General features: G+C 40.1%; 13 protein-coding genes and 1 pseudogene. 4 read left to right on the top strand and 10 right to left on the bottom strand.

Annotated features, from left to right (window positions below):
• Positions 1 to 24: 24 nt before the first annotated feature.
• From typA to FD29_RS02185, 8 genes and pseudogenes are all read right to left on the bottom strand, one after another.
• The gene (gene typA / locus FD29_RS02220; RefSeq protein ID WP_057887353.1) at positions 25 to 1893 is read right to left on the bottom strand and encodes a translational GTPase TypA; all 1869 of its coding nucleotides are present in this window, start codon (positions 1891 to 1893) and stop codon (positions 25 to 27) included.
• A 47-nt stretch (positions 1894 to 1940) separates the two neighbouring features.
• On the bottom strand, positions 1941 to 2720 hold the full coding sequence (locus FD29_RS02215) for an inositol monophosphatase family protein (protein ID WP_057887352.1): 780 nt from the start codon (positions 2718 to 2720) through the stop codon (positions 1941 to 1943).
• Positions 2707 to 2997: a UPF0223 family protein gene (locus tag FD29_RS02210; RefSeq protein WP_057887351.1), complete on the bottom strand. Its 291-nt coding sequence runs from the start codon at positions 2995 to 2997 to the stop codon at positions 2707 to 2709. The genes FD29_RS02215 and FD29_RS02210 overlap by 14 nt, the downstream gene beginning before the upstream one ends.
• Before the next feature lie 123 nt (positions 2998 to 3120).
• Positions 3121 to 4548: a dihydrolipoyl dehydrogenase gene (lpdA, locus tag FD29_RS02205; protein WP_057887350.1), complete on the bottom strand. Its 1428-nt coding sequence runs from the start codon at positions 4546 to 4548 to the stop codon at positions 3121 to 3123.
• A 6-nt stretch (positions 4549 to 4554) separates the two neighbouring features.
• On the bottom strand, positions 4555 to 5844 hold the full coding sequence (locus FD29_RS02200; protein WP_057887349.1) for a 2-oxo acid dehydrogenase subunit E2: 1290 nt from the start codon (positions 5842 to 5844) through the stop codon (positions 4555 to 4557).
• Positions 5845 to 5868: 24 nt separating this feature from the next.
• The gene (locus FD29_RS02195; RefSeq protein ID WP_057887348.1) at positions 5869 to 6846 is read right to left on the bottom strand and encodes an alpha-ketoacid dehydrogenase subunit beta; all 978 of its coding nucleotides are present in this window, start codon (positions 6844 to 6846) and stop codon (positions 5869 to 5871) included.
• Positions 6847 to 6848: 2 nt separating this feature from the next.
• Positions 6849 to 7953, bottom strand: a pseudogene (locus FD29_RS02190) (thiamine pyrophosphate-dependent dehydrogenase E1 component subunit alpha).
• A gap of 151 nt (positions 7954 to 8104) precedes the next feature.
• Positions 8105 to 9103 (bottom strand): D-2-hydroxyacid dehydrogenase, encoded by a 999-nt coding sequence (locus FD29_RS02185; protein ID WP_057887347.1) that lies wholly within the window; start codon positions 9101 to 9103, stop codon positions 8105 to 8107.
• 236 nt (positions 9104 to 9339) lie between these two features.
• Between FD29_RS02185 and def the strand changes: the two genes are divergently transcribed.
• The 4 genes from def to FD29_RS02165 all read left to right on the top strand — a co-directional run bounded on the left by def (position 9340) and on the right by FD29_RS02165 (position 12952).
• Complete coding sequence (gene def, locus FD29_RS02180; protein ID WP_057887346.1) at positions 9340 to 9900, top strand: peptide deformylase; 561 nt, start codon at positions 9340 to 9342, stop codon at positions 9898 to 9900.
• Positions 9901 to 10040: 140 nt separating this feature from the next.
• Positions 10041 to 10253, top strand: coding sequence for a DNA-directed RNA polymerase subunit epsilon (locus FD29_RS02175; RefSeq protein ID WP_057887345.1), 213 nt, complete (start codon positions 10041 to 10043; stop codon positions 10251 to 10253).
• 3 nt (positions 10254 to 10256) lie between these two features.
• Positions 10257 to 11948 carry a ribonuclease J1 gene (gene rnjA / locus FD29_RS02170; RefSeq protein ID WP_057887344.1) on the top strand — a complete coding sequence of 564 codons (1692 nt, stop codon included), beginning with the start codon at positions 10257 to 10259 and terminating at the stop codon, positions 11946 to 11948.
• A gap of 53 nt (positions 11949 to 12001) precedes the next feature.
• The gene (locus FD29_RS02165) at positions 12002 to 12952 is read left to right on the top strand and encodes a diacylglycerol/lipid kinase family protein (RefSeq protein WP_057887343.1); all 951 of its coding nucleotides are present in this window, start codon (positions 12002 to 12004) and stop codon (positions 12950 to 12952) included.
• Positions 12953 to 13066: 114 nt separating this feature from the next.
• Here the strand turns inward: FD29_RS02165 and recD2 are convergent, their stop codons facing one another.
• Positions 13067 to 15451 carry an SF1B family DNA helicase RecD2 gene (recD2, locus tag FD29_RS02160; RefSeq protein ID WP_057887342.1) on the bottom strand — a complete coding sequence of 795 codons (2385 nt, stop codon included), beginning with the start codon at positions 15449 to 15451 and terminating at the stop codon, positions 13067 to 13069.
• The gene (locus FD29_RS02155) at positions 15438 to 16106 is read right to left on the bottom strand and encodes a tetratricopeptide repeat protein (RefSeq protein ID WP_057887341.1); all 669 of its coding nucleotides are present in this window, start codon (positions 16104 to 16106) and stop codon (positions 15438 to 15440) included. Before FD29_RS02155 ends, recD2 begins: the two co-directional genes overlap by 14 nt.
• Positions 16107 to 16110 lie beyond the last annotated feature (4 nt).

The raw sequence follows: 16110 nt of genomic DNA, 5'->3' as shown, positions 1-16110 counted from the left end.
TTTGTCCACTTTCTATATTAATAATTATTTTTGGTTTTTCTTTGATTTGTCAAACTTCTTACGTTCATTTGTGTTCAAGATCTTCTTACGTAATCTAACATTCTTAGGTGTTACTTCACAAAGTTCGTCTTCATTTAGGAATTCGATTGATTGTTCAAGTGACATATCCTTAGGTGTCTTGATTGCGGCAGCGTGATCCTTACCAGCAGCACGAGTATTTGTAAGGTTCTTACCCTTTGTAACAGTAACGGCGATATCTTGATCACGGCTACTTTCACCAACGATCATACCTTCGTAGACATCAACACCGGCACCGATGAACAATGTACCACGATCTTCAACTGATTGTAGTGAGTATGTAGTTGATGGACCTTGGTTGATTGAGACCAAAGCACCAGTTCTTCTACCTGGGTTCCAGTTCTTAACAACTGGCTTGTATTCTGAGAATGTGTGGTTCAAAATACCGTAACCACCAGTCATTGAAAGAAATTCTGTTGAGTAACCGATCAAACCACGTGAAGGAGCACTGAAGATCAAACGTGTTTGACCATTACCAGTACTTTCCATGTTGACCATGTCACCTTTACGTTGTGACATTGAATCGATAACTGAACCAACATATTCGTCAGGTGTATCGATAGTTACCTCTTCAAAAGGTTCGCACTTCTTGTTATCAATTGTCTTGTAAATAACTTCTGGACGTGATAGTTGTAATTCGAAACCTTCACGACGCATTTCTTCAACAAGGATTGACAAGTGAAGTTCACCACGACCTGAAACCATCCAAGCACCAGCTTGATCAGTATCTTCAACCTTCAATGAAACATCAGTGTGCAATTGTTTCTTCAAACGGTCTTCGATCTTTCTAGCAGTAACTTCTGTACCTTCACGACCAGCGAAAGGTGAGTTGTTTTGTAGGAACATCATCTTCAATGTAGGTTCATCGATACGTAGCAATGGAAGTGCTTCTTGGTGATCAACTGGTGTAACTGTTTCACCAACGAAAATATCTTCCATACCAGAAACAGCAATAAGGTCTCCGGCTTTAGCTTCATTGATTTCAACACGGTTTAGACCCATGAAACCAAATAGTTTTGTAACACGGAAGTTCTTCGTTGAGCCGTCAAGCTTCATAACAGTAACGTTGTCCCCAACCTTGATCTTTCCACGGAAAATACGTCCGATACCAATACGACCAACATAATCGTTGTAATCAAGCAAAGCAACTTGGAATTGTAGAGGTTCGTCTGAGTTGTCGATTGGTGCAGGAATAGTCTTCAAAATTGTGTCGAACAATGGGTTCATTGTGTGCTTTTGATCAGCAGGATCATCTGAGTAACTTGATGTACCGTTGATAGCTGAAGCATAAATAACTGGGAAGTCTAGTTGTGAATCGTCAGCACCTAATTCGATGAACAATTCAAGAACTTCATCAACAACTTCGGCAGGACGTGCACCTGGTCTATCGATCTTGTTAATAACAACGATAGGTGTCAAGTGTTGTTCCAAAGCCTTCTTCAAAACGAAACGTGTTTGAGGCATTGTTCCTTCATAAGCATCAACAACTAGAAGTACACCATCAACCATCTTCATGATACGTTCAACTTCACCACCGAAATCGGCGTGTCCCGGGGTATCCAAGATGTTGATTTTCTTGCCGTCATAATCAACAGCGGTATTCTTTGAAAGGATTGTGATACCACGTTCTCTTTCAATAGCATTTGAATCAAGCGCACGGTCTTGGATTTCGTAGTGCTTTCCTAGTGTGTCTGATTGTTTTAGCATTTCATTAACCAAAGTAGTTTTACCGTGGTCAACGTGAGCGATAATCGCAATGTTTCTAATATCTTCTCTTCTCTTAGTCAAAATTAGTTCTTCCTTCCATAAATACATGTTTAATGACTTGCAATAAAAAAACTGTGAATGACTGTCACAGTTCACTAACGCGTTTTAAGTGTCTTCAGTGCCTCAGAAACTACTTTCTGAGTACCAACTATTACGACTTGTGATTCTAACATATTTATTGGGGCACCGTCAATACTTACGACGTTCAACCCTGCTGCCTCACACATAACGCGTCCAGCGGCTAAATCCCATGGAGCTAAGTATGACATATACATGACTTCCTTACCAGTCAAAAGATGGCCGAAAATTATCCCGGCACTTCCATAGACTCGAAAGCCGCTGCTCTTTTTGATGACATCTTGTACAGAAAACTTGTCCATCAAGGCCATCGGAGCCGATACATCAACTAACCCTTCTACCAATGGCAAATCTTTTGGATCGTCTATCTTTTTATCATTGATAAACAACCCAATTTCTTTACCGCCATGGTAAATTTCATTATCCATAACATCTATAATAGCACCATTTAATGGTTCACCGTCGATGTAAACGCCAATCATTGAAGCAAAATCATCCCCACGTTTGACAAAATTCATTGTTCCATCGATTGGATCAACGAAAAAAACTAAGCCTGACATGTCTTTGACTAAATCGCCGTAGCCTTCTTCACTGACGATCGTAGCATCAGGATATGCGTGTTTGATTGCCCCATTAACGAAACGTTCCGTTTGCTTGTCGAAGTTAGTAACTAGATCATTTCGATTTTTTTTGGTAGCAACTGACATTTTTTTGATTGAATTCTCACGCAAAGTCTCGCCTACTTGAGTTAATAATTTAACCAAAAAAGTATCAATTTCTTTACTATCTACTTTCATTTTGAATCCTGACTTTCTGACTGTTTTTTGCTTGTTGGCACTTTTTGAAAACTTGATAGATCGAATAGCCAGACTGCAATTCAAATTCTTTATCAAGTCGTTTTTGTTCCATTTTCATCGGAACAACTTGTTGAAATGAGCGATATTTCTGCAAAAATTCATCTCTTTTGATGCCCGATTCATATGCCTTCTCAACCGCATTGTACAAATCAATGACCGTAACCATCTCACTTTGTGTCCACGTCTCATCAAGAGGATAACTGTAATTATCTTGCATAGAATAACTCCCTTCATATTTACTCTACTATACAAAAAAAGCGCTGCAAATGCATCGCTTTTTGAATAAATTCATTATTTAGTCTACGAAACGAACCTGTTTCGGTTGCTAAACTCATCTTCATTAAATATGTGTTGGGTAACCAATCAAAATATCGGCTGCTTCTTGAATAGGCTCACCTAATGTTGGGTGTGGGTGGATCGTTAAAGCAATATCTTCAGCATTGAGTTGACAATTGATGGCAACACTCAATTCAGAAATCAGATCACTTGCTCCAGGTCCGACGATTTGACCGCCAAGAAGCGTACCAGTATCCTTTTGAGCAACTAATTTCACGAATCCTTCTGCGGCATCCAAAGAAACAGCTCTAGCATTACCAGCAAATGGGAACTTAGCTACTTTGACATCGATACCTTTATCCTTAGCATCCTTTTCCGTCAAACCAACTGTTGCAAGTTCTGGATCGGTGAAACAAACCGCTGGGACGCTGATGTAGTCATTGGCTGTATGTTTGCCCGAAATTGCTCCAGCAACTGTTTTAGCTTCAAAGAAAGCCTTGTGAGCCAATGCAGGTCCCGGAGTGATATCACCGATAGCATAAATGTGGTCAACTGAAGATTTACCTTGTTCATCAACTTCAACAAGTCCTCTGTCAGTCAATTTAACATTAGTCATTTCAAGGCCAAAGTTATCAGTATTAGGACGGCGACCAACCGTTACCATACAGTAATCAGCGTTGATCGTACTTGGTTTGCCGTCAACTTCATAAGTAACATTGACGCTGTCGCCTTTGTTTTCACTCTTCTTAGCCATGGCATTAGTAATGATCGTAACGCCTTTTTTCTCAAGGTTCTTTTTAACGATCGAAACCATGTCTTTTTCAAAGTTAGGAATAATGCTTGGTGAACCTTCAAGAATAGTTACGTGTGAACCAAGATCGGCATAAGCTCCAGCCAATTCAGTTCCAACATAGCCACCGCCGATGATGACGAATTCCTTAGGAACTTCTTTCAAATTCAAGCCACCAGTTGAGTCAATAACTCGGTCGTCAAATTTAAAACCTCTGATCTCAATTGGACGTGAACCAGTTGCCAAAATCAAATTCTTAAACTTGATCGTTTGGCCGCCACCATTGTCCATAAATTGTCTAGGACCACTTGGCATAACTCTCAATTGAGTGTCGCTGTCCAAATAAGCTTCACCATTGATGAGTTCTACATGGTGTTTCTTCAACAGCATTTGAACCCCGTTGGTCATTCTAGCGACAACTTTTTCATCTTTCCAAGCTTGTGTCTTAGTAAAGTCGATCTTTGCATCACTAGTTGTGATGCCGTAAGTTGAAGAATCTTTAGCCTGTTGAAGTCTGTGACCAGCAGTAATCAAAGCCTTAGATGGCACACAGCCAACGTTTAGACAAACACCACCGACAGTATCTGATTTTTCAATTACAGTTACATCTTGTCCTAATTCTGAAGCTCTGATTGCTGCAACGTAACCACCAGGGCCTGATCCAATAATAACGGTATCTTTTTCTATTACGTTTTCTGCCATTTTAAATTAGCCCTCCATTAATAACATATCTGGATCGTGCAACAATTTCTTCAAGAGATTCAAGGCATTTTGTGCCAAAGCTCCATCGATCAATCTGTGGTCATAGCTGAGTGACAATTTCAACATGTTACCAACTTGAATATTGCCGTCTTCGTCAACGTATGGTTCCTTGGCAATTTTACCAACACCAAGAATTGCAACTTCTGGGTAGTTAATAACTGGTGTGAACCAGCCGCCACCGATCGAACCGACATTACTGATAGTAATTGAACCGCCAGTCATCTTGTCCATGCTCAATTTGTTGTCATAAGCAGCTTGAGAATTTTCAGTGATTTCTTTGGCGATTTCAAACATCCCTTTAGAATCAACGTTCTTTACATTTGGAACGTAGAGTCCGTGTTCTGTATTCGTGGCGATACCGACATTGTAATAGTGCTTGTAAACTATTTCTTCAGTTGAATCGTCGATTGAAGCATTTAATTCAGGATATTCTTTCATTACCGCTACGAGAGCTTTAACAATATATGGCAAGAATGTTAAGTGAATACCCTTGTCAGCTGCAATTGCTTTGTACTTCTTACGGTTAGCCATCAAAGCGCTTACTTCAACGTCATCAAAACTCGTAACGTGTGGTGCGGTGTGCTTGCTAGTAAGCATTGCCTTAGCAATAGCTTTTCTAGTCATAGTCATCTTTTCACGTGTTTCTAGTTCTGGCGTAGCAGACTTGTATGGCGTAATTGGTTGGGCAGCAGTTGGTTGAGCTGGTGCAGCTGGTGTTGCAGCGTTTGCTGGTTGAGCAACGGCAGCTGGATTGCCACTCTTGAAGGCATCAATATCAGCCTTTGTAATTTGTCCATGTTTACCACTAGGTGTTACTTGGGAAAGATCAACACCAGTATCACGAGCATATTGACGAACTGATGGCATTGCTAAGTAATTGACATTAGCAGATCCGGTCGCAGTAGCAGCTGGAGTTGGAGTTGAAGCGGAAGTTGCTGCTGGAGCTGGTTTTTCTTCTGCCTTTGGCGCAGCCGGTGCGTCATCGCCAGTATCAGGTGATCCATCATCGATCACGATCAACGTGTCGCCAATTTCAACAGTATCGCCTTCTTTAGCAACAATTTGCTTAACGGTACCGGAAACTGGAGAAGGTAGTTCTTCAACCGATTTATCATTTTGAATTTCTACCAAGGAATCGTCTTCTTTAACGGTATCCCCTTCTTTTACAAGCCAGCTAGCGATTTCACCTTCGGCCATACCTTCGCCTAGCTCTGGTAATTTAAATTTGTATGCCATAGTTTTTTCCCTTCCTTCGATTAATTAGTAGTTGAGAATATCATTTACTTTTTCTTCAATTTCTTTAGCACGTGGAATCCAAATGTCTTCACCAAGAGCAAATGGATAAACACTGTTTGGTGCAGCAACTCTACCAATTGGTGCATCGAGAGAAAGGATCGCATCTTCGGCAATAGCTGAAGCAACTTGTGCTCCAACTCCGGCCATCTTTTGTGCTTCCTGAACGATTACAACTTTGTGAGTCTTTTCGATTGATTTGAAAATTGTTTCAGTATCGATTGGTGAAACTGTTCTAAGGTCGATAACTTCCACCGAAATGTTCTTTTTAGCTAACGTATCAGCTACTTTGAGTGCTTCGTTTACTTCAGCACCATAAGCGACGATCGTAATATCATTTCCTTCACGGACAACATTTGCTTTGTCCAAAGGAACTGTATACTTGCCATCAGGAATATCGTCTTTCATTGAACGATATAATTTCAAGTTTTCCATAAATAACACTGGGTCATTGTTTTCAATTGATGAGATCAAAAGCCCCTTAGCATCATATGGATTACTTGGCATTACAACACGCAATCCCGGAATTCCGGTAAAGAAGTTTTCCAAGTTATCAGCGTGCATTTCAGCCGTGTGAGTACCCCCACCATAAGGTGTTCTGATCGTTACTGGGGCATTCTTCAAACCGTCGAATCTGAAACGCATTCTTGCTAGTTGACCGGCAATTTGGTCGACTGCTTCAAATGAGAAGCCCATAAATTGGATTTCAGGGATCGGACGCCAACCGGTTAAACCTAAACCAGTTGCTAAACCTAAAATACCTGACTCTGCCAATGGAGTATCGAAGACTCGGTCTTCACCATATTTTTCTTGAAGTCCTTGAGTAGTTCTGAAAACACCACCATTTTTACCAACATCTTCACCAAAGATCAATGTTTTGGGATCGTCTTCAAGAGCAATGTCTAAGGCATCTGTAATTGCTTGAATATAAGTTTTCTTAGCCATTTTTACTTCGACTCCTTTGCTTCAAATTTACTGATTTCTTGTCTCATTTCTGGAGTTGGGATTTCAAAGGTACGTTTCAACATATCGGAAACCTTGTCAGCAGGAACATTGTCAGCTTCCTTGATAGCTTCCTTAAATGAAGCCTTGTATTCGTCGACTAACTTGTCCTCTTCTTCTTCTGACCAAAGTCCCTTGTCAGTGAGAACTTTTCTCAAACGGATCAATGGATCTTTTTCGAACCAAGGTTGTTCTTGTTCCTTAGTTCTGTAACGTTTAGGATCATCACCAGCACTTGAGTGAGCACCGAAACGATATGTCAAAGTTTCGATCATTACTGGTCCATTGCCAGCTACCATATAATCACGGGCAGCTTTAGCAACGGCATAACATGCCAAGATATCCATACCATCGACTTGCACGCTTGGAATACCTGCAGCAACGGCCTTTTGAGCCAAAGTTGGTGCAGCTGTTTGTTTAACACGTGGAGTTGAAATGGCGAAACCATTATTTTGAACGATGAACAAAACAGGTGCTTGATAAGCTCCGGCAAAGTTCATACCTTCATAACTATCACCTTGTGACGTACCACCATCACCGGTAATAAGTAAAGGCAATCGTGTCTTCTTCTTTATTCTTCTTGATTCCAAGACCAACTCCGGCAGCTTCAACATAAGCAGCACCGATGATGATTTGGGGCATCATTGAACGTGCTTTGAACTTGTTACCTACGACATGTCCTCTTGACCAAAGGTAAGCTTCCGTTACAGTAGCTCCGTGTTGGATCAATTGAGGAACATCACGATAAGCAGGCAATAAATAATCCTGTTTCTTCATTGCAAGAACAGTTCCCATCTCAGAAGCTTCCTCACCTTCAGTAGGTGCATAGAATCCCATGCGTCCTTGACGTGAAAAGTTCATTGTCTGTTCGTGTAATGCACGCTCCCATACCATCTTTTTCATAAATTCAACTAAATCATCATCTGAAAAAGTATCGAAGATCTCTTGATTAGTTATTTCAGCATTTTCATTTAATACTTGAACGGGTTTTGAAACGTTTGATAGATCATTTTTAATCGCTTCAAAGTCAACAATTGGTTTATTTGCCATTCTCCACAGTCCTTTCATAAAAAAACTCATCCCTTGTGAAATATTGTAAGGGCTTTCATACTTTTTAGTCTACCATTGATCTGCCAAAAAACAAGTGGTTTAGGCGCTCGGAGACTAAAAAATTTTTTCTTAATGTTTGTGAAAAAGATAACTATTTATCCAAATTAATTTCATTTTCAGACGTTCCCGTCTGTAATTCTGATACCATTGAATCCAACGAAATAGTTGCCATATTCTTGACCGCTTTTGTCGTATAAAAGGCGATGTGTGGCGTTAAAATGAATCTTGGACTTTGAATGACCTTCTTCAATAGATCATCTTTGAACTCTTGGTCGCTGAGATCAGTATTAAAAATTCCTACTTCATTTTCATAAACATCCATCACGGCACCGTATAACTTGCCATTAGCTACAGCCTCGTAGAGATCCTTCGTATTGATCAGGTCGCCACGAGCGGAATTAACGATGATCGCATTGTCTTTCATTTCAGAAATGGAATCACGATTGATCACAGTGTGACCCTTGCCTAGACTAGGAATGTGCAGTGTTACGACATCAGAATTCTTCAATAAAGTATCCAAACTGTCGACATACAAATCTTGTTTTTCAATATCGGGATTGTGAAATTTGTTGAAAGCGATAACTTTGGCACCAAATCCTTGATAAATTTTTATCGCTGCTCGGCCAATTCTTCCGGTTCCAGCAACACCGACGGTAAGTTCATTCAATTCACGGCCAATATCTGGTGCCCATCTGAAATCATGATTATCAACTTTTCTGAACATGTGCTTGAAGTTTCTCAATAAGGCCATCAATCCGGCCACAGAGTACTCAGCAATTGCCTCAGGCGAATAGCTAGGCACATTGGTCAAACGAATATTATTGCGTTTCAAAGCTGCCAGTGGAACATTATCGACACCAACATTTCTCAATGAAATAACATGAATCCCATATTCATTCATCACGTCAAAAATTTTTTCGTCGTATGGCAACTGTTGATAGGCTACAATTCCGTCATAACCTTGAGCTAGTTTGACTGTTTCAGGGGTCAACAAATCTGAAACGATCTTCACTTCAATATTATTGTCACGAGACCACTCTTGAATGTACTTCTTCTCATCTTCTCTGACACCAAAATCAATTAATTTCATCTGTAAAACCTCCGGTAGCATCTGTTTTATGTCACTAATATGAAATCGGTAACATTTACATTTAACATTTTATCATTGTGCGGATTAATATCACACAAATATCCCCTAGCTAAAATGTTTCCGCTTACTTTGATCAAAAATAGAAAAAAATTTCAAATATTTCTATTTTTAAAGGAAAATAATCTATAATAGATATACTAAGGTATTTTTGTACAATTAAACATTTGGAGGAAACTATGTATTTTATGAAAGATATCGTCCGTGATGGCGATCCCGTTTTAAGAGAAGTTGGCGCAAAGGTTCAATTTCCACTAAGTGATAAAGATAAAGCTTTGGCTGCAAACATGATGGAATATCTTGTTAAGAGTCAAGACGAAGAATATGCTGAAAAGCACCAATTAAGAGCCGGCGTTGGTTTGGCTGCTCCTCAAGTTGGCGTTTCTGAAATGATGGCTGCCGTCCTTGTTCCTAATGACGACGACCCTGACAAACCACTTTTGAAGATCACTTTGATCAACCCAGTTATTATCAGAAACTCAGTTCAACGTGCCGCTTTGTCTGAAGGTGAAGGTTGCCTTTCAGTCGATAAAGACGTTCAAGGATTTGTCCCTCGTGCTGATCGTATTACTATTAAATATGATGACTTCGAAGGTAACTCACAAACATTGCGTGTCAAAGGTTACCCTGCTATCGTTTGTCAACACGAGATCGACCACTTAAATGGCCACTTATACTACGACAAGATCAACAAGACTGCCCCATTCGACCTTGATCCAAGTACTATCGTCATTTCTTAATCAAGTTGTAAAGTATACTTACATTATTAGATATGGTAAACTTGTGCTATCTATTGATTACTGCACAAATGGACTGGAAAAAACGTCAAATGAAACTGACTTGTTTCATTTAATAATTCGAATTAAAGGAGAAATTTATATTGATTTATAAAGTTTTATATCAAACAAGTGAACTAGATAACCCCCGTCGTGAATTTACACATTCACTTTATGTGGACGCTGCTTCAAGTATCGAAGTACGTCAAGCAGTCGAAAAGAATACCGACTACGAAATTGAATTTATTCAGGAACTCGACGAAAAACATCTCGAATACGAGAAAAAGAGCCCTGACTTCAAATTAACGGAGTTTTAATTAATGTCCTTTAAAGTTAAAAATAATGAAGTCGCCGTTTTTGCCATCGGGGGCCTTGGCGAAATCGGTAAAAATATGTATGGAGTTCAATATCAAGACGAATTGATCGTCATTGATGCTGGTATCAAGTTTCCAGAAGACGAACTTCTCGGAATTGACTACGTCATTTCTGATTACAGTTACTTAGTAGAAAACAAAGATAAGATCAAGGGACTCTTCATCACCCACGGTCATGAAGATCACATTGGTGGTATCCCTTATCTTTTGCAACAACTTCCAAATATCCCCGTTTATGCCGGTCCATTAGCTTGTGCATTGATTAAAGGTAAATTGGAAGAACATAATTTACTAAGAACAACTGAAATGCACGTCTTACACGAAGATGATGTTATCAAATTCCCTAAGACTAGCGTTTCATTCTTCAGAACAACCCACTCTATCCCTGATACGTTAGGTATCGCAGTTCACACACCACAAGGAATCATTGTCGAAACCGGAGATTTCAAATTTGATTTGACTCCAGTTGCTGGATTGCCATCACCTAACCTTCAAAAGATGGCTGCTCTCGGAGCTAAAGGTGTTTTGTGCTTGCTATCCGACAGTACGAACGCCGAGATCCCTACATTCTCTAAGTCAGAACGTTCAGTTGGTTTGACGATCCACCAGATCTTTGAAACCATTCAAGGACGGATCATCTTTGCTACTTTCGCTTCTAACATCTATCGTATTTCACAAGCGGTCGATGCTGCGATTCAACAAGGACGAAAGATTGCTGTCTTTGGTCGAAGCATGGAACAAGCGATTGAAAATGGACGTGAATTGGGTTACCTAAATATCACTGATGATATGTTGATCGACCCACATGCTTTAAACAAGACGCCTGCAAGTGAAACTTTGATCCTATGTACTGGTTCTCAAGGTGAACCTTTGGCTGCTTTGAGTCGTATCGCTAACGGTACTCACAGACAGATCACGATTCAACCAGGAGATACCGTTATTTTCTCAAGTAACCCTATCCCTGGTAACACGATCAGTGTCAACCACTTGATCAACCAACTTTCTGAAGCTGGAGCCGAAGTTATTCATGGTAAAGTCAACAACATCCACGCTTCTGGTCACGGTGGTCAAGAAGAACAAGAATTAATGCTTCGTTTAATGAAGCCTAAGTTCTTCATGCCAATTCACGGTGAGTATCGTATGTTGAAGATCCACACCGAATTAGCTGAGTTGTGTGACGTGCCCCAAGATCACTCATTTCTCTTGGAAAATGGTGATGTCCTAGCTTTGACGAAGGACACTGCTCATGTTGTTGGTCACTTCCCTGCTGGAGACGTTTATGTTGATGGTAAAGGTGTCGGTGACATTGGTAACGTTGTGATCCACGATCGCCAAGTCCTTTCTGAAGAAGGTATGGTCGTTGTTGTAGCCACGATCGATTATCAAAAACACATCGTCTTAGCTGGTCCAGATATCCTTTCACGTGGTTTCGTTTATATGCGTGAATCAGGTGAATTGATTAACCAAGCACAAAAATGTGTCTTCCACTTGATCAAGAATGCTTTTGACGATGAAGATAACAAAGTTACTGAAGCAACTTTGAAACGTCTCATCATTGAAGGATTGCAAGAATTCCTTTACAAACGTACTGCTAGAAATCCTGTAATCTTGCCAATGTTAATTGGTACATCAATTTAAAAACTTCTAAAGTAGATCATTTGATCTACTTTTTTTATTTAAAGGGAACTAAGATGTCAGAAATCAAAAAAATTGAAATCATCCTGAACCATTTGGCTGGCAATGGTCGTGCTAAAAGTGCCTGCAATAAGGTAACTGAATTTTTAGAAAAAAACAGTCTAGTCTATGAAGTCCATCCAACCAAAAAAGCTGGCGACGGCGTCAGAATTGCTCGTAAGTTAGCCGATGAAAATCAAACTGGTGTCAAAATCGTCGTCATCGGTGGCGATGGTACGCTCAATCAGGCCGTCAATGGCATTAAACAATCTAATTATCCGCAAACACCGTTAGGATACATTCCGGGTGGTTCTGGTAATGATTTTTGCCGTGGAATCAAATTGAAAGTCAAGGATCCAGTTATCCTGATGCAAACTATTTTGGCCATGAAAGAACCCCAACGAATCGATGTCGGCAAAGCACTAGGTCCAAAATTTGAACATTACTTCGTCAATAATATCGGTATTGGCTTTGATGCCAGTACGGTTTATTTCACCAACCATTCGGAACGCAAGGAATTTTTGAACAAATTGCATCTCGGAACATTGTCGTATTTTACCAACCTACTCAAAGTCATCAAGCACCAACCTGCTTTTGGTTTGGGTGTCGACTTCGGATATCGGCACAAACACTTCGATTCAGCCTATATCGTCGTAGCCACTAATCACCCTTACTTTGGTGGTGGCTTCGCTATCGACCCTACTGCATCCCCCTTCAATCACCATTTAAATCTAGTCGTAGTTAAAAAAATCACCGGTATGACTTTTGTTAAACTATTCAGCAAATTGTTGACCAACGGTTCGCACTTACAAGATAAAAATGTCTGGCACATTGAAAAAACCAACTTTAAATTGCACAACTACACTAACCAACATGGCCAAATGGACGGTGAAGAGTTAGCTCAACACGAATTCCAACTATCCTTTACAATCGACAGCCAACTGTTTTGGCTACCTATAACAAATTAGATCAATCAAAAATGACCTCTGGATCCCAACTGGGAATCAGAGGTCATTTTTATGTTAATAACTGAAATCTGAAACATATTTGTCTTGCTCTCGATATAATTTTTTAGAAATAATTTAAGCTTCTTTTTTATCCATAAAGTCACTGGGAATAACGTTTTCCATTCCAATCATTGGATTGATAGCATTATTCATGACCATGTCCATTGTCAAAATGTATTCCTGAGGTTTTTCTGGCGTTGTTTCATCATCCTGGGACTTGACGTCACGTTTTACCTTGAAAGTATCGTAAATACGTTCCTTCAAGGTCGTCTGGCGTTCGCTTGATTGATCTCGGATCGAACGCTCAAAGGCTGAACGGTCTCCCACCATGATCAGCAGTCTCTTGGCACGCGTAACCGCTGTATACAATAAATTACGTCGCAACATTCGCGATTCTTCATTAACTAATGGCAAGATGACCATTTCAAATTCGGAACCTTGAGCTTTGTGAATCGAAGTACAATAAGCCAAAGCGATATTCGCCCAATCTTTTCGATCCAGCGTTACTTCATTGCCGTCAAAATCGATTACTAATTTGTCGACTTTATCCGTATTTTCTTTTGCCTTAATGATCCCGACGATTTTGCCAATCTCACCGTTGAAGACGTTGTCCTCTGGCGTATTAACTAAATAAACAACTTTGTCGTTGATCCGATACTTGATATTGCCCATCGAAACTTCTTTGCGCTTTGGTTTCATCGGATTAACGACATTTTGAATCACAAAGTTCAAATTATCGATCCCTGCTTGACCACGATACATTGGTGCTAAGACTTGCACATCCGCAATGTCAAAACCACGTTCACTCGATTTACTGATGATCTGTGACAAAACATCAGGCACGTTGCGACTGTTGCAGTTGATGAAACTTCGATCGGAACGATTTTGAAAGACGTCATCCACAATAATACCTTCATTAATATCGTGAGCCAATTGGATGATGGTTGAGTCTGAATCCTGGCGGTGAATATTTTTCAAAATTGTCGTTGGAAAGACTTCACTGTTGATCAAATCGGAAAAAATTTGACCAGGTCCAACTGATGGCAACTGATCTTTATCACCAACCAGAACAACTTGCGTTCCCGGTTGAACTGCCTTGATCAACGTCTTAAAGAGTTTTGTATCGACCATCGACATCTCATCAATGATCAATAATTTGCAATCTAAGCTCGGTTCAGCAAATTCATCATCTTCTGTTCCTGTCAAACCTAACAAACGGTGGATCGTCATAGCTGGTAAACCAGTCGATTCTCCCATGTGCTTAGCAGCTCGACCAGTTGGTGCTGCTAAAGAAATCGCATAGTCATCTGAAGCCGGATCTAAGGTGGCATCATTTAGTTTTCCATAGGCCGCTACGATCGCATTGATAATCGTTGTCTTTCCAGTCCCAGGACCACCGGTCAATAGAAAAATTGGATGCGTCAATGACTGCTCAATGGCTTGTGCTTGGGAGTCATCGTATTTAACATCAAAGTCACTTTCAACATGCTTGAGTTCTTTTTTAAAAGCTCGTTTAGTCCAAGAAACACCCTTGAACGTATCAGTGATCATCTTCAATGACTGAGCGATCGACCATTCACTGTCGGAAAGATCCTTTTCATAAACTTTGCCGTCTTCAACTAACAAGACGCCATCCTTTACCACGTCCCTCAATCCAGCCACAACTTTGTCAGTCATGTCAGTTTGCGAGTTGCTTCGTAAAACGCCAGTTACTCGTTGGATCAATTCTGTTCCCGGTACGTAAGTGTCGCCGGTCTCATTGACCATTGCCGTTACCATCTGGATCAAAGCTCCCTTGATCCGTCTAGGATCGTCGCCCGTGATTCCCAAACGCTTAGCCAATTCATCAGCTCGTTTGAAACCGACTCCTTTGACATCGATCACTAATCGATAAGGATCATCATTGATCTTCTCTAACGTCTGAGCACCGTACTTTTGGTATATCCTAGCACTCAAGGTTGGACCAAAGCCGTAGTGATTGAGTTGATATAAAGCTTGTTCTGCCTGATGATTGCTCGAAATTTGTTCGATGATATTTTGAGTTTTTTCTTCACCCAACTTGAGAAAATCCAAAGCATGGGGATCCTGCAATATTTTATCGATGGCATCGTTACCTAATTCGTCGACGATCTTCTCGGCCTTTTTCTTACCGATCCCTGGAAATTCGTCACTGGAAAAGAAACTGATCAATTCTTTTCTACCTGTAGGACGGCTCTGCTTATATGATGTAGCTTGAAACTGCTTGCCGTACTTAGGATGGTCGATTATTTGACCTTCAAAACGATACTCCTCTTCTTCAGAGATTTCGCCAAAACTACCGGTAACTACAATATCGCCAGCATCCCAATCGGTATTAGTCTTTTTTACCTTGATCGTAAAGATCTTGTACAGATTCTCCGGATTCTCGAAGAAAATGGCTTTAACTGTACCGATAAAGTATGGTTTCTCATTCTCCGCCATGATTATCACCTTGTTGTTTCAAATATTCCTGTAGTTCAGCTAGCTTCTTTTCATTCTTTAGATAGTACTTTTCGTCAATTTGTTTGGCTTGATTCAAGTATTCTTGATAATCCAGTTTCAAGTTCATCGCACACAAGGCCATATTAAAGTAATACTTGGCCTGTGGCTTAATTTTATTGGCAGCCTGATAGAATCCTAACGATTCATTGAAATTACCGTTAGCAAGCAATAAATCAGCTAATAATTCATTGGCTTGCTGATCCTTAGGAGCTTTTTCTACGGCCGTCAAAGCATACATAATGGCTAATTGCTTTTTCCCTTGTTGATCCAACGTTTTGGCCATCATGAAATAAGCTTCGAAGGCATAATTCTTGTCAACTAGCTTTTGAAAAATACTACCAGCTTTATCGAATTCATCAGCCAAGTAATAAACGTTACCCAAATTATAAAGTAAGTCTTGATTGTTTGGGAACATCTCCAATGATCGAGCCAATAATTCTTCTGCTTGTTCCAAATCGCCTGCTTGGACCAAATAAGTCGACAATTGTAAAATCTCTGGCAACTGTTTAGCATTTTGATTCAAATCGGCCACGATCAACTTAATAGCAGCTTCTTTATCGCCTTGGTTGAATAATTTTTCTGCTTTTTTATTCATTTAA

The organism is Companilactobacillus mindensis DSM 14500, assembly GCF_001434275.1.
GTDB classification, from domain to species: domain Bacteria; phylum Bacillota; class Bacilli; order Lactobacillales; family Lactobacillaceae; genus Companilactobacillus; species Companilactobacillus mindensis.
This window is presented reverse-complemented; position numbering and strand designations above follow the sequence as displayed.

What these genes read in the sequence shown, in the direction of transcription:
- FD29_RS02195 (WP_057887348.1), bottom strand. Translation starts at nt 6,846, where the DNA reads ATGGCTAAGAAAACTTATATTCAAGCAATTACAGATGCCTTAGACATT.
- typA (WP_057887353.1), bottom strand. Translation starts at nt 1,893, where the DNA reads ATGTATTTATGGAAGGAAGAACTAATTTTGACTAAGAGAAGAGAAGAT.
- recD2 (WP_057887342.1), bottom strand. Translation starts at nt 15,451, where the DNA reads ATGGCGGAGAATGAGAAACCATACTTTATCGGTACAGTTAAAGCCATT.
- rnjA (WP_057887344.1), top strand. Translation starts at nt 10,257, where the DNA reads ATGTCCTTTAAAGTTAAAAATAATGAAGTCGCCGTTTTTGCCATCGGG.
- FD29_RS02165 (WP_057887343.1), top strand. Translation starts at nt 12,002, where the DNA reads ATGTCAGAAATCAAAAAAATTGAAATCATCCTGAACCATTTGGCTGGC.
- FD29_RS02215 (WP_057887352.1), bottom strand. Translation starts at nt 2,720, where the DNA reads ATGAAAGTAGATAGTAAAGAAATTGATACTTTTTTGGTTAAATTATTA.
- lpdA (WP_057887350.1), bottom strand. Translation starts at nt 4,548, where the DNA reads ATGGCAGAAAACGTAATAGAAAAAGATACCGTTATTATTGGATCAGGC.
- FD29_RS02155 (WP_057887341.1), bottom strand. Translation starts at nt 16,106, where the DNA reads ATGAATAAAAAAGCAGAAAAATTATTCAACCAAGGCGATAAAGAAGCT.
- def (WP_057887346.1), top strand. Translation starts at nt 9,340, where the DNA reads ATGTATTTTATGAAAGATATCGTCCGTGATGGCGATCCCGTTTTAAGA.
- FD29_RS02185 (WP_057887347.1), bottom strand. Translation starts at nt 9,103, where the DNA reads ATGAAATTAATTGATTTTGGTGTCAGAGAAGATGAGAAGAAGTACATT.
- FD29_RS02200 (WP_057887349.1), bottom strand. Translation starts at nt 5,844, where the DNA reads ATGGCATACAAATTTAAATTACCAGAGCTAGGCGAAGGTATGGCCGAA.
- FD29_RS02210 (WP_057887351.1), bottom strand. Translation starts at nt 2,997, where the DNA reads ATGCAAGATAATTACAGTTATCCTCTTGATGAGACGTGGACACAAAGT.